The 19660-nt window shown below is 70.3% G+C and carries 20 protein-coding genes; 5 read left to right on the forward strand and 15 right to left on the reverse strand.

Annotated elements, in window-relative coordinates; genetic code table 11:
- The first annotated feature begins 128 nt into the window (after window positions 1–128).
- The gene (locus E3T54_RS01015) at window positions 129–716 is read left to right on the forward strand and encodes a TetR/AcrR family transcriptional regulator (protein ID WP_092323912.1); all 588 of its coding nucleotides are present in this window, start codon (window positions 129–131) and stop codon (window positions 714–716) included.
- On the opposite strand, the gene E3T54_RS01020 is transcribed toward E3T54_RS01015, so the two are convergent.
- On the reverse strand, window positions 697–1677 hold the full coding sequence (locus tag E3T54_RS01020; protein WP_241976988.1) for an aldo/keto reductase: 981 nt from the start codon (window positions 1675–1677) through the stop codon (window positions 697–699). The genes E3T54_RS01015 and E3T54_RS01020 overlap by 20 nt on opposite strands.
- Before the next feature lie 311 nt (window positions 1678–1988).
- On the opposite strand from E3T54_RS01020, the gene E3T54_RS01025 reads away from it, so the two are divergent.
- The gene (locus E3T54_RS01025; protein WP_092323909.1) at window positions 1989–2504 is read left to right on the forward strand and encodes a glutathione peroxidase; all 516 of its coding nucleotides are present in this window, start codon (window positions 1989–1991) and stop codon (window positions 2502–2504) included.
- Between the two features lie 38 nt (window positions 2505–2542).
- Here the strand turns inward: E3T54_RS01025 and E3T54_RS01030 are convergent, their stop codons facing one another.
- From E3T54_RS01030 to E3T54_RS01055, 6 genes are read right to left on the reverse strand one after another with little or no spacing between them, the layout of a single operon-like run.
- On the reverse strand, window positions 2543–3358 hold the full coding sequence (locus E3T54_RS01030; protein WP_134474186.1) for a CoA ester lyase: 816 nt from the start codon (window positions 3356–3358) through the stop codon (window positions 2543–2545).
- Window positions 3355–3840, reverse strand: coding sequence for a MaoC family dehydratase (locus E3T54_RS01035; RefSeq protein ID WP_092323906.1), 486 nt, complete (start codon window positions 3838–3840; stop codon window positions 3355–3357). The genes E3T54_RS01030 and E3T54_RS01035 overlap by 4 nt, the downstream gene beginning before the upstream one ends.
- Window positions 3837–4487 carry a CoA transferase subunit B gene (locus E3T54_RS01040; protein WP_134474187.1) on the reverse strand — a complete coding sequence of 217 codons (651 nt, stop codon included), beginning with the start codon at window positions 4485–4487 and terminating at the stop codon, window positions 3837–3839. Before E3T54_RS01040 ends, E3T54_RS01035 begins: the two co-directional genes overlap by 4 nt.
- On the reverse strand, window positions 4484–5269 hold the full coding sequence (locus E3T54_RS01045) for a CoA transferase subunit A (RefSeq protein WP_134474188.1): 786 nt from the start codon (window positions 5267–5269) through the stop codon (window positions 4484–4486). Before E3T54_RS01045 ends, E3T54_RS01040 begins: the two co-directional genes overlap by 4 nt.
- A 52-nt stretch (window positions 5270–5321) precedes the next feature.
- Complete coding sequence (locus tag E3T54_RS01050; RefSeq protein ID WP_134474189.1) at window positions 5322–7361, reverse strand: biotin carboxylase N-terminal domain-containing protein; 2040 nt, start codon at window positions 7359–7361, stop codon at window positions 5322–5324.
- Window positions 7362–7369: 8 nt separating this feature from the next.
- Window positions 7370–8977, reverse strand: a complete 1608-nt coding sequence (locus tag E3T54_RS01055; RefSeq protein ID WP_134474190.1) for a carboxyl transferase domain-containing protein — start codon at window positions 8975–8977, stop codon at window positions 7370–7372.
- Between the two features lie 100 nt (window positions 8978–9077).
- On the opposite strand from E3T54_RS01055, the gene E3T54_RS01060 reads away from it, so the two are divergent.
- Window positions 9078–9728, forward strand: a complete 651-nt coding sequence (locus tag E3T54_RS01060; RefSeq protein WP_134474191.1) for a TetR/AcrR family transcriptional regulator — start codon at window positions 9078–9080, stop codon at window positions 9726–9728.
- 86 nt (window positions 9729–9814) lie between these two features.
- Here the strand turns inward: E3T54_RS01060 and E3T54_RS01065 are convergent, their stop codons facing one another.
- Entirely contained in the window at window positions 9815–10681 is an 867-nt protein-coding gene (locus E3T54_RS01065) for an MBL fold metallo-hydrolase (RefSeq protein WP_241976989.1), read from the reverse strand.
- Between the two features lie 10 nt (window positions 10682–10691).
- Window positions 10692–11360, reverse strand: coding sequence for a 4a-hydroxytetrahydrobiopterin dehydratase (locus E3T54_RS01070; RefSeq protein ID WP_166804784.1), 669 nt, complete (start codon window positions 11358–11360; stop codon window positions 10692–10694).
- Between the two features lie 93 nt (window positions 11361–11453).
- On the opposite strand from E3T54_RS01070, the gene E3T54_RS01075 reads away from it, so the two are divergent.
- Window positions 11454–12245 (forward strand): HAD-IIA family hydrolase, encoded by a 792-nt coding sequence (locus E3T54_RS01075; protein ID WP_134474193.1) that lies wholly within the window; start codon window positions 11454–11456, stop codon window positions 12243–12245.
- A gap of 140 nt (window positions 12246–12385) precedes the next feature.
- Here the strand turns inward: E3T54_RS01075 and E3T54_RS01080 are convergent, their stop codons facing one another.
- The 3 genes from E3T54_RS01080 to pdhA are packed head-to-tail and all read right to left on the reverse strand — an operon-like array spanning window position 12386 to window position 15926.
- Window positions 12386–13783: a dihydrolipoamide acetyltransferase family protein gene (locus tag E3T54_RS01080; protein ID WP_134474194.1), complete on the reverse strand. Its 1398-nt coding sequence runs from the start codon at window positions 13781–13783 to the stop codon at window positions 12386–12388.
- A gap of 2 nt (window positions 13784–13785) precedes the next feature.
- Entirely contained in the window at window positions 13786–14799 is a 1014-nt protein-coding gene (locus tag E3T54_RS01085) for an alpha-ketoacid dehydrogenase subunit beta (RefSeq protein ID WP_134474202.1), read from the reverse strand.
- Between the two features lie 29 nt (window positions 14800–14828).
- On the reverse strand, window positions 14829–15926 hold the full coding sequence (gene pdhA / locus E3T54_RS01090; RefSeq protein ID WP_255452799.1) for a pyruvate dehydrogenase (acetyl-transferring) E1 component subunit alpha: 1098 nt from the start codon (window positions 15924–15926) through the stop codon (window positions 14829–14831).
- A 132-nt stretch (window positions 15927–16058) separates the two neighbouring features.
- Between pdhA and E3T54_RS01095 the strand changes: the two genes are divergently transcribed.
- Window positions 16059–16526, forward strand: coding sequence for an Lrp/AsnC family transcriptional regulator (locus tag E3T54_RS01095; RefSeq protein WP_092323895.1), 468 nt, complete (start codon window positions 16059–16061; stop codon window positions 16524–16526).
- A 12-nt stretch (window positions 16527–16538) separates the two neighbouring features.
- On the opposite strand, the gene E3T54_RS01100 is transcribed toward E3T54_RS01095, so the two are convergent.
- From E3T54_RS01100 to E3T54_RS01110, 3 genes are read right to left on the reverse strand one after another with little or no spacing between them, the layout of a single operon-like run.
- Window positions 16539–18221 (reverse strand): SulP family inorganic anion transporter, encoded by a 1683-nt coding sequence (locus E3T54_RS01100; RefSeq protein WP_134474195.1) that lies wholly within the window; start codon window positions 18219–18221, stop codon window positions 16539–16541.
- On the reverse strand, window positions 18218–18562 hold the full coding sequence (locus E3T54_RS01105; RefSeq protein ID WP_134474196.1) for a helix-turn-helix transcriptional regulator: 345 nt from the start codon (window positions 18560–18562) through the stop codon (window positions 18218–18220). Before E3T54_RS01105 ends, E3T54_RS01100 begins: the two co-directional genes overlap by 4 nt.
- Window positions 18563–18574: 12 nt before the next feature.
- Window positions 18575–19519, reverse strand: a complete 945-nt coding sequence (locus tag E3T54_RS01110) for an SGNH/GDSL hydrolase family protein (RefSeq protein ID WP_134474197.1) — start codon at window positions 19517–19519, stop codon at window positions 18575–18577.
- Window positions 19520–19660: the final 141 nt, after the last annotated feature.

Raw genomic sequence — 19660 nt, forward strand, 5'->3', positions numbered from 1 at the left:
GGCGTCCCACCGGTCGGCCACGACAGACTGGTCTGTCTAGCCGTTTTGTGCTAGCGTTTAGCCACCGGCGCACGCCGGGCGTGCCCTGAATCGCGGCGCGACACGCGCGACGCGGAGGAGCAGCACGCATGGCCGAGGCGGCACCAACACCGGCGAGGCCGACCACGCACGCGAAGGTGCGTATCCTCGCCACCGCAGACGGCCTGTTCTACAGCGAGGGTGTGCACACGGTCGGGGTCGATCGCATCATCAGTGAGGCGAAGGTCACCAAGGCCACGTTCTACAAGTACTTCCGCTCGAAGGACAGCCTGATCGTGGCCTACCTCCAGGGGCGGGACACGCGGGCCCGCGACTTCGTGGCGGACGTCGCCCTGCGCTACGACAGCCCCGAGCAGCGGCTGCGCGGCATCGTGGACGAGATCGCCGACGAGGTCATGCGCCCCGGGTTTCACGGCTGCCCGTTCATCAACGCGGCGGCCCAGTTCGCCGACCCGCGGCATCCGGTGCGCGAGGCCGTTGCCGCTCACCGCGAGTGGTACGGCACGACGATCGAGGGCCTGTTCCGCGGCATGGGGCACTCCCACCCCGGCGACGCCGCCGACGACTTCTTCCTCGCCCGTGACGGGGCCTACGCCGGCGCCAACCTGGGCGACCCCATCGCCGCGCATGCCGCGCTGCAGCGCGCGATCCAGCGCGTTATCGCCGAGATCCCGTAGCCGGGCCGGGGGCGGCCGACGCCCGGTCGAGTTCGACCATCTCGCCTCGGCCGAGCCGGATGCCCGCGGCCGCCACGAGCGCGTCCACTTGCTCCGGCAGGCTGGCGCCGGCGACGGGCACGAAGGTTCCGTCCCGGGCCAGGAGCCAGGCGAGGGCAATCGTCGCCGGTTCCACGCCGTGTTCATCCGCGATCCGGTCGACCACGGCGAGCGTCCGCAGCGCGTGGCGGTTCAGGTAACCGGCGGCGCGTTCGGCCCTGGCCGTTCCGGCGGCCTCGGCCCTGGTGCGATACCGGCCGGCCAGGAAGCCATGAGCCAGCGCGAAGTACGGCAGCACCGTCATCCCCTGCGCATGGGTCACCAGGGCGAGGGACGATTCGAAGGGCTCGCGGTGCACAAGGTTGTAGTGCGTTTCCAGGGCCACGAACCGGGGCAGGCCGTTGGCGGAAAGCACCCTCGCCTCCATCAGCCGTTCGGCGGTGAAGTTCGAGGCGGCCAGGTAGCGCACCTGGCCGCGGCGGATGAGGACGTCGATGGCGCCGAGGCTCTCCTCGAGGGGAACCTCCGGATCGTCCAGGTGGAAGTAGAGCAGGTCGATGTAGTCGGTGCCCAGCCGTTCCAGGGAAGCCTGCACGGCGCCGGTGATGCTCTCGGCGCTCAGGCCGGGGTGGTCCCGGTTCCGGCCGATCTTGGTCGCGATCACCGTGTCGCCCCGAGCCCCGCGGCTGCGCAGCCACGAGCCGATGATCACCTCGCTGCGTCCTGCCGCGTAACTGTCGGCCGTGTCGAGGAAGTTGCCGCCCAGGTCGCGGTGCCGGTCGAGGACGCGCATGGCGGCACTCCCGTCGATTGTCCAGCCGAAGACGCTGCAGCCGAGGGCGAGCGGGTGCACCAGCAGGTCCGTGTCCGCGATCGGATGCCTGGCCGCGGCGCCCTGGGGCGCCGGGACCGCTCCGGACACGGGCGCCGACTGCACCGGGACCGGCGCCGAAATGGGCGGGGGGCCGGCGGAGAGGGGCTGCCGCGGGCGTGACCCCTGTGGGGGCCTGGGACTGAGCGACCTGTGCGAGGCATGGGTCGCTGACCGGGGCGCTGGGAACCGAGGCATGGCTCTCCCTTCCCGTTGCCTGCTGCTGTGCCCCGAGAATAATCCCCGTTCCCGGTCTTTCCGAGGGGCTTGCGGGAACCGTTATCCAAGCGGTGCGCTCACGCGGCGCCCCTGCCCGCGAGCCGCTTCAGCTTCCTCGAAGCGCGCCGGGCTATCCTCGGCGGATGACAGCATCGACGCTTTACGAGATCCCGCTCACCCTCATCGACGGCACGGAGACGACGTTCGACCGGTTCAGGGGCAAGACGGTGCTCGTCGTCAACGTCGCCTCGAAGTGCGGCTTCACCCCTCAGTACGCGGGCCTGGAGGCGCTGTACCGCAGGTACAAGGACGAGGGCTTCGTGGTGCTCGGCCTGCCCTGCAACCAGTTCATGGGCCAGGAGCCGGGCGACGAGGCCGATATCGCGTCGTTCTGCGAACTGAACTTCGGCGTGAGCTTCCCGCTGACCGAGAAGGTGGATGTGCGGGGCAAGCACCAGCATCCGCTCTACGCGGAACTGACGACCTTCAAGAGCGGCCCGCTGCCGGGACTGATCAAGTGGAACTTCGAGAAGTTCCTGGTCAACTCCGCCGGTCAGGTCGTCGACCGCTTCGCGTCGACGGTGGAACCCGAATCCGAGCAAATCGTGCGGGCCATCTCCCGCGAAACCGCAGTTGTGCGCGCCAAGACGCCGGAATAACGCGCACAACTGCGGTTTCGCGGGAGGTGGGGTGGGGGTTAGGCGCCGGGGGCTTCGGCTCCGCGGAGGACCGCCTCGGCGTGGCGCAGCAGCGGGCCGTCGATCATCCGTCCCTGGTACTGGAAGACGCCGCCTTCCGTGGCCGAGGCCTCGAGGATCGCCCAGGCGTAGGCGATCTCCGCGGCCGTCGGCCGGTAGGCGTCCCGGATGACGGCGACCTGGCCGGGGTGGATGCAGGCCGTTGCCCGGAACCCGCTGGCCACGGCGTCTTCGGCCTCGGCGGCGAGGCCGGTGACGTCGGCGATGGCCAGGAACACGCTGTCGATGGCGGCCTTGTCGTGCGCGCCGGCGGCCAGGAGCACGGAAGACCTGGCGTGGCGGGCGACGGCGCGGTAGCTGCCGTCGGCGAAGCGGCTCGAGCTTCCGCCGAGCGAGGCAATGAGGTCTTCGGCCCCCCACATCAACGCGACCACATTGGGCACCGCGGCGATCTCAGGCGCGGCGAGGATGCCCGCGGCCGTTTCGCAGAGGGCGATCACGTCGTACGCGGGCAGCGCCTCCAACTGTGCGGCGCTGACCGCCTTGGGCAGCATGACCGTGCGGTACAGCGTCTCTTCCAGCGCAGCCAGGTCGAGTTCGAAGTCCTCGGTGCCGACCGCGTTGACCCGCACGACGGTGCGCGCGGGATCCAGCGGGTTCGCGATCAGTGACATCCGCGCCTCGGCGCGGGCGTCGGGGCTGACGGCATCCTCGAGATCGATGATGACCGCGTCGGCCCGTGCGGCCGCCTTCGCGTAGCGCTCCGGCCGGTCGGCCGGGCAGAAGAGGAGGGCCGGGCCCAGGTCGAAGCTCACGGCGCCGAGTCCTTGCACCACACCATGACGGTGCGGATCGCGGTCGCCACGACGTCGCCGTGCTGGTTGCGGGCCGTGTGTTCGAGCGTCAGAATGCCCTGGCCCGGCCGGGAGCCGGAGAGCCGTTTGTCGGTCACGATCGTCTCGGAGTACATGGTGTCGCCATGATAAAGCGGATGCGGGAACTTCACCTCGGCGAAGCCCAGGTTCGCCACGATCGTGCCCTGGGTGAGCTGCGCGACGGAACTGCCGACCAGGGTGGACAGCGTGAACATCGAGTTCATCAGCCGCTGGCCGAACGGCTGGGTGGCCGACCAGGCCGCGTCCAGGTGCAGCGACTGCGTGTTCATCGTCATGGTCGTGAACAGCACGTTGTCGGCCTCGGTGACCGTGCGGCCGGGGCGGTGCAGGTAGCGCGCGGCCAGGTCGAACTCCTCGAAGTACAGCCCGCGCTGCTCGATCACGGTACGGTCGCCGGTCATACGCTGACCTCGTGTTCCTCGACCAGCAGCTCGGCGCCGGTCGCCGCGACGACCTGCTCCACCGTGACGCCGGGCGCGAGTTCGCGCAGCACGAGGCCGGCGGGGGTGATGTCGATCACGGCGAGGTCGGTGATGATGCGGTCGACGCAACCCCGGCCGGTCAGCGGCAGCGAGCAGCGTTCGAGGATCTTCGGGTTCCCGGCGCGGTCGGTGTGCTCCATCATGACGATCAGGCGCTTGGCCCCGAAGACGAGGTCCATCGCCCCACCCATGCCCTTGACCATTTTGCCGGGCACCATCCAGTTGGCCAGGTCGCCGTTTGCGGCGACCTCCATCGCCCCGAGCACCGCCACGTCGACGTGTCCGCCGCGGACCATGCCGAAGGATGCCGCGGAATCGAAGAACGCCGCGCCCTGGTTGACCGTGACGGTTTCCTTGCCCGCGTTGATCAGGTCCGGGTCGACGTTGTCGTCGGTGGGGTACGGCCCGACACCGAGGATGCCGTTCTCGGCGTGCAGGACGACCTCGATGTCATCCGGAATGTAGTTCGGAATCAGCGTGGGCATGCCGATGCCGAGGTTGACGTACTGGCCGTTTTCGAGCTCCAGGGCGACGCGCGCCGCGAGCTCCTCGCGGGTGAGGCTCATGCGCCGAACTCCTTGGTGGCTGGGGTGATGGGGGCGCCGGTGATGGTGCGCTTCTCGATCCGCTTTTCGATCGCTCCGACGACGACGACACGCTGCACGAAGATGCCCGGCGTGTGGATGTGCTCGGGGTCCAGCTCGCCGGGCTCGACGAGCTCCTCGACCTGGGCGATCGTGATCCGCCCGGCCATGGCGGCGAGCGGGTTGAAGTTCGCGGCGGCCGCGTGGAAGACGAGGTTGCCGTAGCGGTCGCCCTTCGCTGCGTGCACGAGGGCGAAGTCGGGGGTGACCGAGTGCTCCATCACGTAGTCGGCGCCGTCGAAGCTGCGCACCTCCTTGGGCTCGGACGCCTTCGCGACCGTGCCGTCCGTGTTGTAGCGCTGCGGCAGCCCGCCTTCGCTGACCTGGGTGCCGACGCCGGCCGGGGTGAAGAAGGCGGGGATTCCGGCGCCGCCGGCGCGCAGCTTCTCGGCGAGCGTGCCCTGGGGGGTCAGCTCGACCTCGAGCTCGCCGGAGAGGAACTGGCGTGCGAATTCCTTGTTCTCGCCCACGTAGGAGCTGATCGTGCGGCGGATGCGGTGGTCTTCGAGCAGCCGCCCGAGTCCCCAGCCGTCGACGCCGCAGTTGTTGCTGATCGTCTCGAGGTCGGTCGTGCCCTGCGCGTGCAGGGCCTCGATCAGGTTCTCGGGGATGCCGCACAGCCCGAAGCCGCCGACGGCGAGGGATGCCCCATCCGGAATGTCGGCGACGGCCTCCGCCGCACTCGCCACAACTTTGTCAATCATTTCGATCTCCCGTTCTGCATGCACTCACGATAGGGCCAGGTCGGCTTCTCCGTCACACCATCGGTGCGTCGTCGGGCTCGGCCATCGTGGCGATCGCTGCGATGGTGGCGACAATCTGGTCGAGCTTGACCAGGTCGCCTGGCTTGAAGGTGACGCTGACGACGCCGGCCGTTGCCGCGGTGAGCTTGTGTTCCATCTTCATGGCCTCGACCGTGAGGATGGTCTGGCCGATCTCGACCAGGTCGCCCGAGGCGGCGTGCACGGCGATGACGGTCCCGGGCATGGGCGAGCGCACGTCGGGGCTGGCCGCGCCCTCGACGCGGTCGCGGCCGGCGAGTTGCTCGGCCAGCTGCTCGGCGCGGGAGCGGCGGCGCAGGTCGACCGAGAACCCGTCGCTGCCGATCCACAGCCGCCGGCCGTCCCGGACCAGGTCGAGCACGCGGCTCACCCCGTCGAGCTCGATGCTGAAGGCGCCGGGGCGGCCGGCCACCTCGGCCAGGCTCGCCGGCGCGGGCTCGCCGGCGCCGACGGCGACGGATGCCGCATCCGGGCCACCCTCGACCCGCACGTCGACCGACTCGGTCGCGCTCACGGCCAGGTTGTACCGGGCCTGGCGGTGCGGGCCCATCCGCCAGCCGCTCGGGCGGGACCAGACCGGGTTCTCCCCCGACCAGGCCTGCGCGTGCAGGAACAGCGCCGCTGCGGCGTAGACGTGGTCGTCGGCCGCGCGGAAGCCGAGGCCCGGGAGCTTGCGCTCGATCAGGCCGGTGTCGAGGTGCCCGGCGCGGACGTCCTCATCCTGCACCAGGAGCCGGAGGTATTCGATGTTGGTGCGCACGCCGAGCACGACCGTGTCGGCGAGGGCGCGGTCGAGGCGGGACAGCGCCTCGGCGCGGGTGGGCGCCCAGGCGATGACCTTGGCGAGCATCGGGTCGTAGTCGGAGGAGATCGCCAGCCCCGGGGCGAGGGCGCTGTCGACGCGGATGCCTTCGCCGCACGCCTCCTCGAGCCGCAGCACCGTGCCGGTGGTCGGCAGGAAGCCGCGCTCGGGGTTCTCGGCGTAGACGCGGGCCTCGACCGCGTGCCCGGTGAGCACGACGTCCTGCTGGGCCAGCGGCAGGGTCTCCCCCGCCGCCACGCGCACCTGCCACTCGACGAGGTCGAGCCCGGTGACCATCTCGGTGACCGGGTGTTCCACCTGGAGCCGGGTGTTCATCTCCATGAAGAAGAACTCGTCGGGCGCGGCATCCGAGACCAGGAACTCGACGGTCCCGGCGCCGGTGTAGCCGACGCTGCGGGCGGCGGCGCAGGCGGCCTCGCCGATCCGGGCGCGGGTGTCCGCGTCGAGCAGGGGCGACGGGGCCTCTTCGATGACCTTCTGGTGGCGGCGCTGCAGGGAGCACTCGCGTTCGCCGAGGTGGATGACGTTGCCGTGGTTGTCCGCGAGCACCTGCACCTCGATGTGCCGGGGTGCGCTGACGAACCGTTCGATCAGCAGGGTGTCGTCGCCGAACGCGCTGGATGCGACGCGGCGGGCGGTCACGAGCGCGCCGGCGAGGTCGCCCGCTCGCTCGACGAGGTGCATGCCCTTGCCGCCGCCGCCGGCGGACGGCTTGATCAGCATCGGGTAGCCGACGCCCTCAGAGGCGGCGATGAGCTGCTCGTCGCTCTGGCCGGGCAGGGACACCCCGGGGACGACCGGCACACCGGACTCCGCCACGTGGTTCTTCGAGCGGATCTTGTCGCCCATCATGTTCAGCGCGTGCACGCTGGGCCCGATGAAGACGACGCCGGCGTCGGAGCAGGCCCGGGCGAAGGCCTGGTTTTCGGAGAGGAAGCCGTAGCCGGGGTGGATCGCCTGGGCGCCGGTGCGGGCGGCGGCACCCAGGATGGCCTCGATGCTGAGGTAGCTCAGCTGGGGCTTCGCGGGGCCGATCCGCACCGCGACATCCGCGAGCGAGACGTGCAGGGCACCGCGGTCGGCGTCGCTGTAGACGGCGACCGAGCGGATGCCGAGCTCCCGCAGCGTGCGGATGATGCGGCAGGCGATTTCGCCGCGGTTGGCGACGAGGACGGTGTGGAACATGGTCATGGTCTCTCTCACATCCGGAAGAGGCCGAAGGCGGTCTCGGGTAGCGGGGTGGCGGCGCAGACGTCGAGGGCCAGGCCGAGCACGGTCCTGGTGTCCAGCGGGTCGATCACGCCGTCGTCCCAGAGGCGGGCGGTCGAGTAGTAGGGGCTGCCCTGGTGCTCGTACTGTTCCTTGATCGGGGCTTTGAAGGCGGCCTCGTCCTCGGCCGACCATTCCTCGCCCCGGCCCTCGTACTGCTCCCGTTTCACGGTGGCGAGCACGGAGGAGGCCTGCGCGCCGCCCATCACGGAGATGCGGCTGGCCGGCCACATCCAGAGGAAGCGCGGCGAGTAGGCGCGCCCGCACATCGAGTAGTTGCCGGCGCCGAAGGATCCGCCGATGACGACGGTGAGCTTGGGCACGCGGGCGGTCGCCACGGCGGTGACCATCTTGGCGCCGTGCTTGGCGATTCCGCCGGCCTCGTAGTCCTTGCCGACCATGAATCCGGCCAGGTTCTGCAGGAAGACCAGCGGGATGCCGCGCTGGTCGCACAGCTCGATGAAGTGCGCGCCCTTCATCGCCGACTCGGCGAACAGCACGCCGTTGTTGGCGATGATGCCGATCGGGTGCCCGTGCAGGCGGGCGAAGCCGGTGATCAGCGTCGTGCCGTATTCCTTCTTGAACTCGTGGAACTCGCTGCCGTCGACGATGCGCGAGATGACCTCGTGCACGTCGTACTGGCCCTGCACGTCGGTGGGGACGGCGCCGTAGAGTTCGGTTTCGTCGGCGACGGGTTCGACCGTCGGGAGGATGTCCCAGGCCGGCTGGGCAGGCCGGGGCAGGGTGGACACGATGTCGCGCACGATCTGCAGGGCGTGCTGGTCGTTCTCGGCGAGGTGGTCGGTGACGCCGGAGGTGCGGGCGTGCAGGTCGCCGCCGCCGAGCTCCTCTGCGGTGACGATCTCACCGATCGCGGCCTTCACCAGCGGCGGGCCGCCGAGGAAGATCGTGCCCTGGCCCCGCACGATCACGGTCTCGTCGCTCATCGCCGGCACGTAGGCGCCGCCGGCGGTGCAGGACCCCATGACCGAGGCGATCTGCGGGATCTTCGCCGCGGACATCCGGGCCTGGTTGTAGAAGATCCGGCCGAAGTGCTCCTTGTCGGGGAAGACGTCGTCCTGCATCGGCAGGAACGCTCCGCCCGAGTCGACCAGGTAGACGCACGGGAGGCGGTTCTCGAAGGCGATCTCCTGCGCGCGGAGGTGCTTCTTGACCGTCATCGGGTAGTAGGTGCCGCCCTTGACGGTGGCGTCGTTGGAGATGACGAGAACCTGGCGGCCGTGGACGAGCCCGATGCCGGCGATGATGCCGGCGCCCGGGCAGGCGTCGTGGTACATGCCGTTGGCCGCGAGCGGGGCGATTTCGAGGAAGGGACTGCCTTCGTCGAGCAGCGCGTCGATGCGTTCGCGCGGGAGGAGTTTGCCGCGACCGATGTGGCGCTGCCGGGATTTCTCCGGGCCGCCGAGGGCCGCGAGCGCGAGGCGCTGCTGCAGGTCTGCGACGAGGGCGCGTTGGGCGGCGTCGTTCTCCGTGAAGGTCGGGCTGCTGGAGTCGATCCGACTCTCGAGTGTCTCCATTGACGTCTTCCCGTTGCTGCGTGCATCAAGTACAGTTAATGATCACTAACCGAAATTCAGGCTAGCCGGTCGTCGCCGAGATGTCCAGACGGGAAGCTCAATGGTCGACACGAGAGCCGCCGCGCCGGCCCCCCGGCCCGCGCCGGCCCCCCGGCCCGCGCCGGCCGCCGCGCCAACGCCCCGCAGCCTGGCCAAGGCCGACCGGCGCGCGGCGCTGCTGGCGGCCGCCGCGTCGCTTTTCGCCCGCTCGGGCTTCAACGGCGCCTCGATCGAAGACCTCGGCACGGCCGCCGGGGTCAGCGGGCCGGCCGTCTACCGCCATTTCAGCGGCAAGCAGGCGGTGCTCGCCGCGCTGCTGGTCGGCGCCAGCGAGGACCTCGTCGCCGGGGGCCGCGCCGTCGCCGGCGCGCATCCGGATGCCGCGGCCGCGCTGGCCGCGCTGGTGCGCTTCCACGTGGACTTCGCCCTGTCCAACCCCGACGTCATCCGGGTGCAGGACCGCGACCTCGACAGCCTCGCCGAGGCGGACCGGCACCGGGTGCGCGCCCTGCAGCGGGCCTACGTGGAGCTGTGGGTGCAGGTGCTCGGCCGCGTGCATCCGGGCGTGGACACGGCGCTGCTTCGCATCCGTGCCCATGCGACGTTCGGCCTGATCAACTCGACCCCGCACAGCGCCGCCGCCGGCGCCAGTCCGGCAACCGTGCGCGCCCTCCTCGAGCAGATGGCCCTCACCGCCCTGACCCCCGCCTGATACCCACCCGCCGACCCATCCGCCGACCAACCCCTCCGCCGAACTGTGAGTGTGGCACCTTCGTTGCCGCCGGGAAGGTGCCAAACTCACAGTTCGGCGGAGGGGGCGGGGGCGGGGTAGGTAGTGGGGGCGAAATCGGGGATGTCGGCTCGGAGCCAGGCGATCAGGCGGGTGAGGGAGCCGGCGACGATGGGGCGGGCGCCCGAGGCCACGACCTGGCCGAAGGGGCCGTACATGCGGTCGTAGGCCAGCGTGTCCAGCCGGTCCCGGATGATCCGCACCGCCTGCTCGGGCGGCGGGATCAGGTTCGGGTAGGAGCGCATCGCGCTGACGGTCAGATTGTCCGGGCCGATGAAGATCGTGTCGCCGGTCAGGAGCACACCGCGACCCTCGGCGCCGTCCCGCCACAGCAGCACGCAACTGCCCGGGAAGTGCCCGCCGCACTGCACGAGGGTGACGCCCGGCCGCGGGCTCTCGCGGCCGCCCCAGAGCCGGATCACCGGGTCGGGCCGGCGGCTCCAGGCCGCGTCGTCCGAAGCGACGTAGACCGGGGCGTCGCCGAAGGCGTGGCTCCAGCTGATGGCCGCCCCCATCAGGTGCGGATGGCTCCCGGCCACCGCCGCCACTCCACCGAGGTCCCGCACGGCGTCGACGGCGGCCGCGGAGATCAATCCCGGCGGTTCCCAGAGCAGGTTCCCGGCGGGCGTGGTGACGAGGAATGCCTGCTGGCCGATCCCGACCCGAGGCGCCACCGTGATCCGGTGAAGCCCGGCCTCGACCGGGGCGACGCTCGCAGTGGTGCCCGCCCGTTCGAGCCGCTCCGAGGTGGTCCAGCTCTGGCCGGCGGGCGGCACGAATTGCCGTTCGTCGGTGCAGATCACGCACACCGGCGGCGGTTCGGCCGTCTCCGGATGCTCCAGCCCGCAGGCCTCGCAGATCCAGACCGGCACCATACGCCGCCGCTCAGTTCGCCGCCGTGCAGACGCAGAGCTCGTTGCCCTCCTCGTCGGCCAGCACCCACCAGTCCGGGGCGTGCTCGTCGGTGAGGAGGATCCCACCCACGTCGACGATTTCCTGCACCCTGGATTCGGCATCCGCGGTGGGCACGTACACGTCGATGTGGATGCGGTTGCGGTCGGTGCGGGCGATCTCCATGTGCTGGAACCAGACCCGCGGCCCGTTCCCGTGCGGGTCGACCAGCTCGAGCTCCCCCTCGGCGACGACTTCCTTGTAGCCGAGGCCGACCATCCAGAACGGGCGGATGACGTCGGCGTCGGTGCAATCGATGGCGATGTCGTAGCGGGCCGGGGCCGCGTGCGCGTTTCTCGCGCCGAGTTCGTCGGCGAGTTCCTGGATCCGGCGGGCCAGCTTCACGTCCCGCGCGGTGACCCCGCCGGCGTCATGCGAATGCAGGCGGAAGGTGACCGTCCCGTAGCCGAGCCTGACCTCCGGGTGGTGGTTCATCGCCTCGGCATCCTCGCCGACCCGGTCGACCAGGCGAAGCGCGGATGCGAAATCCGCGGTCTTGTAGCTGCCGTGCAGGCTGCCGTCGAGGTGGACGAACGCGCTGCCGGCGATGGCGACTTCGGTGTCGGCGGGAGCGAGGATGCCGTGGGTGCGGGTGTGGCTCATGCCCATACTCTCCCCCGCCTCCGGAGACCGGTCAAGGGCATCCGGCCGCGCCCGGCTCTAGCCGAAAAGGGACGGGCGGTGGAACACTGGGGCGTGGCCACTTCCGGAGCAACCATCCTGTGCGACCTCGACGGCACGATCTATTCCTCGGGCGTGACCGTCGCCGGGGCGGGCGAGGCGATCCGGGAGCTCAGGGAGCTGGGCTGCGTCATCCGTTTCCTCACCAACACCGATTCCAGGCCCGAGGAGCTGATCGTCTCCGACCTGCACGCCCGCGGGATCGACGTGCGCCCCGGCGAGCTCTTCACCCCGGTCACCGCTGCCCGCCGCTACCTCGCCGCCGCGGGGCCGGTGAACGTGCTGCCGGTCGTCTCCAGCGTGCTGCTTGAGTCCTTCGCTCCGTACGTCGGGCGGGACTCCGACCCGATCACCCATGTGATCGCGGGCGACGCGCGCGACACGCTCAGCTACCCCCTGCTCGATGCGGCGTTCCGCGCGCTCCGGGCCGGCGCGCAGCTCATCGCCCTGCAGCGCGGCCGCTACTTCAAGCGGGCCAACGGCGACCACATCGACACCGGCGCGATCGTGGCCGCCCTCGAGTACTCCAGCGGGTCGCCCGCCGTGCTGCTCGGCAAGCCGTCCCAGGATTTCCTGCGGCTCGCCGCGGAGTCCGCCGGCGCCGAACCGCACGAGGTGTGGATAGCGGGCGACGATGCGACCACCGACATCGCGATGGGCAACGCGGCCGGGGCGACGACCGTGCAGGTGCGCACGGGCAAGTACCCGGATCAGGCCGTCGAGCGGGCCACGATCCGGGCCGTGCACGAAATCGACTCGATCGCGTCGCTCCCGGCGCTGGTGGCAGCATCCGGGTTTCGCGCATAATTCCTCCGGAATGTCCGCGCCGCGCCGCGACACCCCGAAATTCCGGGGCAGTTACGGCGACGGCCGCCGATCTGGAGGAGTTATGAACGCGGCGTGCGCCGCAGAAGCACCACCCGCGATGCGCGGACGGGTGGAGCGGGTTACACCATCGTGAGGACCATGCCGGGCTCGGCCAGGATGGCCCCGATGTCGGCGAGGAACCTCGACCCCTGCTCCCCGTCGACGAGGCGGTGGTCGAAGGACAGGCTCAGCGTCATGACCTGGCGCAGCGCGATCTCGCCCTTGTATTCCCACGGCGTGCGGCGGATCGCGCCCATCGCGAGGATGGCCGCCTCCCCCGGGTTCAGGATCGGCGTGCCGGCGTCGATCCCGAAGACGCCGATGTTGGTGATCGTGATCGTGCCGCCGCTGAGCGCAGCCGGGCTGGTCGTTCCCGCCCTGGCCGCGTCGGTGAGCGCGGCGAGAGCGGCGGAGAGGCCGGTCAGGCCGAGCGCGTCGGCGTCCGTGATGTTCGGCACGAGCAGCCCGCGCGGTGTTGCCGCGGCGATGCCGAGGTTCACGTAGTGGTACTGCACGATCTCGCCGGCCTCGTCGTCCCAGCGGGTGTTCACCGAGGGGTGCCGTGATGCCGCGATGCAGAGCGCCTTCGCGACGACGGTGAGGATGTTGATCCGCTGGTCGGCGAAGGCCCGGTTGCGTTTGAGCGAGTCGAGCAGCTCCATCGTCGGGGTGACGTCGACCGTGAGGAACTCCGTGACGTGGGGCGCCGTGAACGCGCTCCGCACCATGGCGGCAGCGGTGTGCTTGCGCACGCTCTTGATCGGCGTGCGGCTCTCCCGGGCGCCGGGAACGGATGCCGCGGCGCCGATCGTCGGAACGGTCGCGTCGGCGCCCGGGCCGGTCAGGGCCCCCGCCCGCACGTCGTCCCTGGTGATCAGGCCGTCGGGGCCGGTGCCGGTCAGACGGGCGAGGTCGATGCCCAGGTCGCGGGCGAGGGCTCGCACCGGCGGGGTGGAGCGGGGGCGTTCGGCGCCGACGGCGACGACGCCTGCAGGAACGGAGGCGGGAACGGAGCCGGGAACGGAGGCCCGAACGGAGGCGGCCGCGGGTACGACGATGGCGGCCGCGGGCGCCGGCGCGGCACCGCGGCGCGCGCGCCGCTGTGGGCGTCCGCCGCGTTCGACCGACGCGCCGTAGCCGACGAGCACGGCCTCACGCTCCTGCGCCGGCTCGGCCGGGGCGGCGACACCGGCAGCGACATCCGTCCCGGCAGTCGGCGCGGCAGCGGCCGGCTCGGCGCCTTCAACGTCGAACGACACGATCGCCTCGCCGACCTGCACGACGACACCGGTCGGCTGGTGCAGCGTGGAAACGGTGCCCGCGAACGGAGACGGGAGCTCGACCACGGCCTTGGCCGTCTCCACGTCGGCGATGTGCTGGTTGAGGGTGACCGTGTCGCCAGGGGCGATGTGCCAGGCCACGATCTCCGACTCTGTGAGTCCTTCACCGAGGTCGGGCAGCTTGAAAACCTTGATCACGTTCAGCGTCCCATCACGCGGTCGACGCCGGCGAGCATGCGGTCGAGGTCTGGCAGGTGGTGGCTCTCGAGCTTCGCGGGCGGGTACGGAATGTCCCAGCCGGTGACGCGCACCGGGGCGGCCTCGAGATAGTTGAAGCAGCGTTCGGTGATGCTGGCGATGATCTCGCCGCCGATGCCGCCGGAGCGGACCGCCTCGTGGGTGACGACGAGCCGGCCGGTCTTGCGAACGGATGCCTCCACCGTCGCGTAGTCGACCGGCGCGAGCGAGCGGAGGTCGATGACCTCGACCGAGACGCCTTCGTCGGCGGCTGCGAGGGCGGCCTCCCGGGCGGTGGGCACCAGCGGGCCGTAGGTCACGAGCGTGACATCCGTGCCCGGCGCGACAATGACCGCCTTCTCCATCGATTCGCCGAGCACCGGGGAAACCTCACCCTTGACGTGGTACCGGCGCTTGGGCTCGAAGTAGAGCACCGGGTCGTCCAGTGAGATGGCCTGGCGGAGCATGCTGTAGGAATCCTGGGGGTTGGACACGGAGATCACGCGGAGCCCGGAGGTGTGGGTGAAGTAGGCCTCGGGCGACTCGGAGTGGTGCTCGGCGGCGCCGATGCCCCCGCCGAACGGCACCCGGATCGTGATCGGCATCTTCACCGCTCCCTGGGTGCGGTAGTGCAGCTTGGCGACCTGGCTGACGATCTGGTCGAAGCCCGGGTAGATGAAGCCGTCGAACTGGATTTCGCAGACCGGACGGTAGCCGCGGTAGGCGAGGCCGACGGCGGTGCCGATGATGGCGGATTCGGCCAGCGGGGTGTCGATCACGCGATTCGCGCCGAACTCGGCGAGCAGCCCGTCGGTGACCCGGAAAACGCCGCCGAGAGCGCCGATGTCCTCACCGAGCAGCACCACCTTGGGGTCGTCCAGCATCGACTGGCGGAGCGCCGCGGTGATGGATTTTGCCAGCGTCAGGGTCGTCGGCGTTGCCAGGGCGGTCGTCGTCTTCACGGCGCTCGTGGTCATTAAGTCCTGAGTCTTCAGCGTTGTCATGCTCATGAGCTGCTCCCGTCCGCGGCGTCGAAGCTCGCGAGGTAGTCGGCGTATTCGGCGCGCTGGCCGTCCAGCGTGGCGTTCGGCGTCGAGTAGACGTGGTCGAAGACCGTGAGCGGCGCGGGGTCGGGCATCCCGATGCAGCCGGCGCGGAGTTCCGCGGCGACGGCATCCGCCTTCGCCTGCGTCTTCGCCTCCAGCTCGGGCGTGAAGAGGCCCATCGAGTCGAGCAGGCGCTGCAGGCGCAGGATCGGGTCCTTCGCCTTCCACGCCTCGAGCTCGGCGGTCTCGCGGTACTTGGTGGGGTCATCCGCGGTGGTGTGCGGGCCCATCCGGTAGGTGACGGCCTCGATGAAGGTCGGTCCCCCGCCGTTGCGTGCCCGGTCGAGGGCGATGCGGGTCGCTGCCATCACCGCGAGCACGTCGTTGCCGTCGACCCGGATGCTGGGGATGCCGAACCCGGGAGCGCGGTCGGCGATGTTGCGGTGGGCCTGCAGGGCGACCGGCTCGGAGATGGCCCACTGGTTGTTCTGGCAGAAGAAGATCACCGGAACCTGGAAGCTGGCGGCGAAGACCATGGCCTCGTTGACGTCGCCCTCGCTCGTGGCGCCGTCGCCGAAGTAGGTGATCGCGGCGGAGTCGGAGCCGTCGAACTTGGCGCCCATCGCCCAGCCGGTGGCGTGGAGCGTCTGCGCGCCGATGATGATCGCCGGCGTCGCCATGCCGATCTCGAACGGGTTCCAGCCTGACTGCGCGGAGCCGCGCCACACCCGGAGGATGTCGGTGTAGTCGACGCCGCGGCAGTACGCGACCGCGTTCTCGCGGTAGCTCGAGAAGACGAAGTCGTCGCTGCGGAGTGAGCGGGCCGAGCCGATCTGCGCGGCTTCCTGGCCGAGGAGCGGCGGCCACAGGCCGAGCTCGCCCTGGCGCTGGAGCGCGGTGGCTTCGGTGTCGATGCGGCGAACGACGATCATGTCTTCGTACATCGCCGCCAGTTGTTCGCCGGTGACGTCGGCGACCCACGGGTCGTAGTCGACCATGGCCGACCGGACACCGTCGGGAGTGAGTAATTGCACGAAATCTGCGGGGAAATCAACCAAAGTACCGCTCCTAGCGTCCTTGCTAAAGTTGACCTGAGCCTAGAGTCATGCGGCACAAAGCACAACTCCATTCGAATCCATTGTGCATACTGCCCTATCCAGCGCGCGAGCCGCGTGCTAACGTCTTGCACTATGCACAGCCTGGACAAAACCGACACGCAGCTTCTTGCCGCTCTCTGCGACGACCCGAACAGCACCTTCGTGGCTCTCGCGCAGAAGCTGGGCCTTTCCCGCAATACCGTGCAGGCGAGGATGGCCAGGCTCGAGGACTCCAACGCGTTCCTGAGCTTCGACCGTCGCATCAATCCGGTGGTCCTCGGCTTCCAGCTGACGGCGTTCATCACCGTGCATGTGCAACAGAAAAGGCTGTCCCAGATCGTGGTCGACCTCGCCCTGATCCCGGAGATCGTGCAGGCCCACGGCATGAGCGGGCCGGCCGACCTCCTCGTGCGGGTGGTCTGCCGGGACGCCGACGACCTGTTCCGCATCGACGGCACGATTCTCGCCTGCGACGGCGTCGAGCGCACCGAGACGTCGCTCGCCATGGGCGAACTGATCCCGTACCGGATCACACCGATTCTCGAGGACAACGGCGCCTGAGCCGCGCACCCCTCAGCCGGCGGTGCGTGGCTTCCGGGCCGGCGGAATGAGCGTGCGGGCGTAGCGAATCGCGTCGGGGGTGCCGGCGAAGACCCGCCCCAGCTCACGCAGGTGCGGCGCGACGCCGAGTCGCCTGAGCACCGCCCGGTGCTCGTCGGTGACGCCGGAGACGAGCACCACGATACCCTTGGCCTCCAGGCGCGTGATCACGTCATCGAGCATCAGGCCTCCGGTCGCGTCGAGGGTGGTGACCCGGCTCATCCGGAGGATCACCACAGACACGGCGCTCACCTCTGTGAGCTCGAGCAGGAAGCGGTGCGCCGCGCCGAAGAACAGCGGTCCGTCGAACCGGTAGGCGACGATGTGCTCGGCGAGAAGTTCGCGTTCCTCTGCGCTGTGGTCCGCGGTGTCCAGCGGCACCCGCTCGACCCGGGCGCTGCGGGCAACCTCCCGCAGGGCGAGCAGCGCCGCCGCCGCGAGCCCCACCACGACCGCGGTGACCAGGTCGATGGCGACGGTGACACCGAATGTGACCACGAGCACGACGGCGTCACCGCGGGTGGCCCTCATGATGGCGCGGATCGCGCCGAGCTGCACCATCTGGATGGTCGTGGCCAGCAGCACACCGGCCAGGGCGGCCAGCGGCACGTAGCCCACGAGCGACCCCGCGACCAGCACGACCACGAGCAGCACGACCGAGTGCGAGATCGCGGCGAGCCGAGACCGGGCGCCGCTGCGCACGTTGACGGCCGTTCGGGCGATGGCGGCCGTGGCCGGCACTCCGCCGAAGAACGGCACGACGAGGTTGGCGATCCCCTGCCCGAACAGCTCGCGGTCGGGGTTGTGCCGCTCCCCCACGCTCATCCCGTCGGCTACGGTTGCGCTCAGCAGGCTCTCCAGGGCCGCCAGGGCTGCGATCGCCAGCGCCGAGGGCAGCAGAACGGCGAGCATGGCCGGGTCGAAGAAGTCGGCGGCCGGTGCGGTCAGTGCGCTCGGCAGCGCGCCGATGACCGGGAGGTCGGACCGGCCGTAGGCAGCGATCACCGTCACGATCACCACGGCGAGCAGCGAAAGCGGAAGCGACGGGCGCCACCGGGCGCCGGCCAGGATGACCCCGGCCACGCCGAGGGTGATGAGCGGGGCGACCGGGTCCGGCGCCTGCAGGAAGCGTACGACCGCGTCCCAGGCGAGGGCCCAGACCTTCTCCTCGTCTCCCGGTTCCACGCCCAGCATGTTGGGCACCTGCTGCAGCGCGATGACCACAGCGATGCCGGCGGTGAAGCCCTCCACCAGAGAGGCGGGCAGGTAGCGCACGTATCGGCCGATGCCGCTGAGGGCCAGGACGAGCAGGATGACGCCGGCCATGAGCGTCACCTCGAGCACGCCGGACACCCCGAACTGGTGCACCACGGGCACGAGCACGACCGTCATCGCCCCGGTCGGACCGGAGACCTGGATGTTGCTGCCGCCGAACACCGCGGCGAGGATGCCGGCGATGACCGCCGTCGTGAGGCCCGCCGTCGCCCCCAGCCCGGAAGCGACCCCGAAGGCCAGGGCGAGGGGCAGGGCGACGATGGCGACGGTGAGCCCGGCGAGCAGGTCGCGCCCGGGCGAGCGGCGCATCAGGGTGAAGTCGGCGCGCTGCGGCAGGAGCCCCCGCGCGAAGGCCAGTCCGTGCAGCGCCTTCGTCTTCATCGTGCGTCCTTTTCCATCGTGCGCAGCAGGGCGTGCGAGTCCTGCAGGTTGGCGACGAGCATCCGCTTGGCAACCTCGAGCAGGTCGATCATGCCCCGGTCGCGCAGCGCGTAAAAGATGGTGTTGCCCTCTCGCCGGGTCGTCACGACACCCGCGCGGCGCAGCACGCCGAGCTGCTGCGACAGGCTCGACAGCTCGGAGCCAAGCGCATCGGCCAGGCTGCCGACGGAGCGTTCGCCGCCGACGAGCTGCTCGAGCACCTGGACTCGCAACGGGTGGCCCAGGGCCTTGAAGAGCTCGGCCTTCAGCTGAGCAACGGGAAGTTCGGTGGAGAGCACCATCTGACTATATCGCTAAGTTACATGTTCTTCACATAGATTCGCCCGGGTGCCCGGGTCCGGGAAGCGCAAGGGAGCGCTCGCAGCCTCGCGGCCACGAGCGCTCCCGACGCCGTCGCCCACGAGTGCCCGGTAGTAGCCGAAGGTGTTGCCCAGCGCGTTCGGGTGGAAGTTGCTCGGCGCCAGCAGGTTCGCCGGGTTGAACGCGATGTAGGGCACGGCAGACCCAATGCCGTGGCCGGCGAATTCCTGGGTCGCGTCGATGTAGCGGATCCGGTCGACGCCGGCCGGTTCGGGAATGGCGGTGACGGCCAGATTGATCGCGCTGTTCAGGCCCGCGGTGCCCTGGTTGACCAGGTCACCCAGGGGCGACACTCCCGGCTGGAACAACAGCGGATAGTTCAGCACGGCGACGCGGGCATTCGGCAGGGTCGCCGCGATGTAGCCGTAGGTCTGCGCGAGGCCGGTCACGAAGGCCGGGCTGGACAGGGTGGCCACGCTCGTCTGCACGGCCAGGCCGCAGGGCACACTCGCCGGGTCCGGGGCGCAGGCCTGCAGGATCGCGGTGGATCCGGCATCGATGCCGCCGACCGTGATCGTGACCAGCGTCGTCATGCGCGCCCCGGAGCAGGCCTTGTTCGCGCTCAGGCGGTACGGGCTGAGCAGGGAGCTGATCACCGGGTAGCTCTTGTACCGGCTGCGCTGGCAGGTCGCGTCGGAGTACGGCGGGGCACCCTGGCCGGAGGTGAACGAGTCGCCGAGGGCGACATAGCCGAGCGGCGCGGAGAGCGCGAGGCCGGCCCGGGTCGCATTCGAGCTCGCGACGGGCCCGGTGGGGGCGGACAGCGACGGGGCGGCGGTGGCCGGGGCTGCAACGACGCCGACGACCAGGGCGACGCTCAGAAGGGAGAGGGCGCCGAGGCGCGACAGGGAACGCGTGCGATTCTGAGAATATGTCATGCTGCAGGTTATTGCCCGTCCGGCGGCGCCGACTAGTAGTACTTAGTTAGGTTGGGGCTCGTTGTCGGCAGTGGGGACAGTATCCGAGATAGACGGCGAGGACTCGTTGGAGTTCTCTGAGGATGCCGTAGAGGCTCAGCC

The organism is Cryobacterium sp. Sr8 (assembly GCF_004403225.1).
Lineage (GTDB): Bacteria > Actinomycetota > Actinomycetes > Actinomycetales > Microbacteriaceae > Cryobacterium > Cryobacterium psychrotolerans.

What these genes read in the sequence shown, in the direction of transcription:
- E3T54_RS01110 (WP_134474197.1), bottom strand. Translation starts at nt 19,519, where the DNA reads ATGACATATTCTCAGAATCGCACGCGTTCCCTGTCGCGCCTCGGCGCC.
- E3T54_RS01060 (WP_134474191.1), top strand. Translation starts at nt 9,078, where the DNA reads ATGGTCGACACGAGAGCCGCCGCGCCGGCCCCCCGGCCCGCGCCGGCC.
- E3T54_RS01040 (WP_134474187.1), bottom strand. Translation starts at nt 4,487, where the DNA reads ATGAGCCTCACCCGCGAGGAGCTCGCGGCGCGCGTCGCCCTGGAGCTC.
- E3T54_RS01070 (WP_166804784.1), bottom strand. Translation starts at nt 11,360, where the DNA reads ATGAGCCACACCCGCACCCACGGCATCCTCGCTCCCGCCGACACCGAA.
- E3T54_RS01035 (WP_092323906.1), bottom strand. Translation starts at nt 3,840, where the DNA reads ATGACCGGCGACCGTACCGTGATCGAGCAGCGCGGGCTGTACTTCGAG.
- E3T54_RS01105 (WP_134474196.1), bottom strand. Translation starts at nt 18,562, where the DNA reads ATGGTGCTCTCCACCGAACTTCCCGTTGCTCAGCTGAAGGCCGAGCTC.
- E3T54_RS01100 (WP_134474195.1), bottom strand. Translation starts at nt 18,221, where the DNA reads ATGAAGACGAAGGCGCTGCACGGACTGGCCTTCGCGCGGGGGCTCCTG.
- E3T54_RS01065 (WP_241976989.1), bottom strand. Translation starts at nt 10,681, where the DNA reads ATGGTGCCGGTCTGGATCTGCGAGGCCTGCGGGCTGGAGCATCCGGAG.
- E3T54_RS01095 (WP_092323895.1), top strand. Translation starts at nt 16,059, where the DNA reads ATGCACAGCCTGGACAAAACCGACACGCAGCTTCTTGCCGCTCTCTGC.
- E3T54_RS01045 (WP_134474188.1), bottom strand. Translation starts at nt 5,269, where the DNA reads ATGATTGACAAAGTTGTGGCGAGTGCGGCGGAGGCCGTCGCCGACATT.
- E3T54_RS01055 (WP_134474190.1), bottom strand. Translation starts at nt 8,977, where the DNA reads ATGGAGACACTCGAGAGTCGGATCGACTCCAGCAGCCCGACCTTCACG.
- E3T54_RS01085 (WP_134474202.1), bottom strand. Translation starts at nt 14,799, where the DNA reads ATGACCACGAGCGCCGTGAAGACGACGACCGCCCTGGCAACGCCGACG.
- E3T54_RS01050 (WP_134474189.1), bottom strand. Translation starts at nt 7,361, where the DNA reads ATGACCATGTTCCACACCGTCCTCGTCGCCAACCGCGGCGAAATCGCC.
- E3T54_RS01015 (WP_092323912.1), top strand. Translation starts at nt 129, where the DNA reads ATGGCCGAGGCGGCACCAACACCGGCGAGGCCGACCACGCACGCGAAG.
- E3T54_RS01025 (WP_092323909.1), top strand. Translation starts at nt 1,989, where the DNA reads ATGACAGCATCGACGCTTTACGAGATCCCGCTCACCCTCATCGACGGC.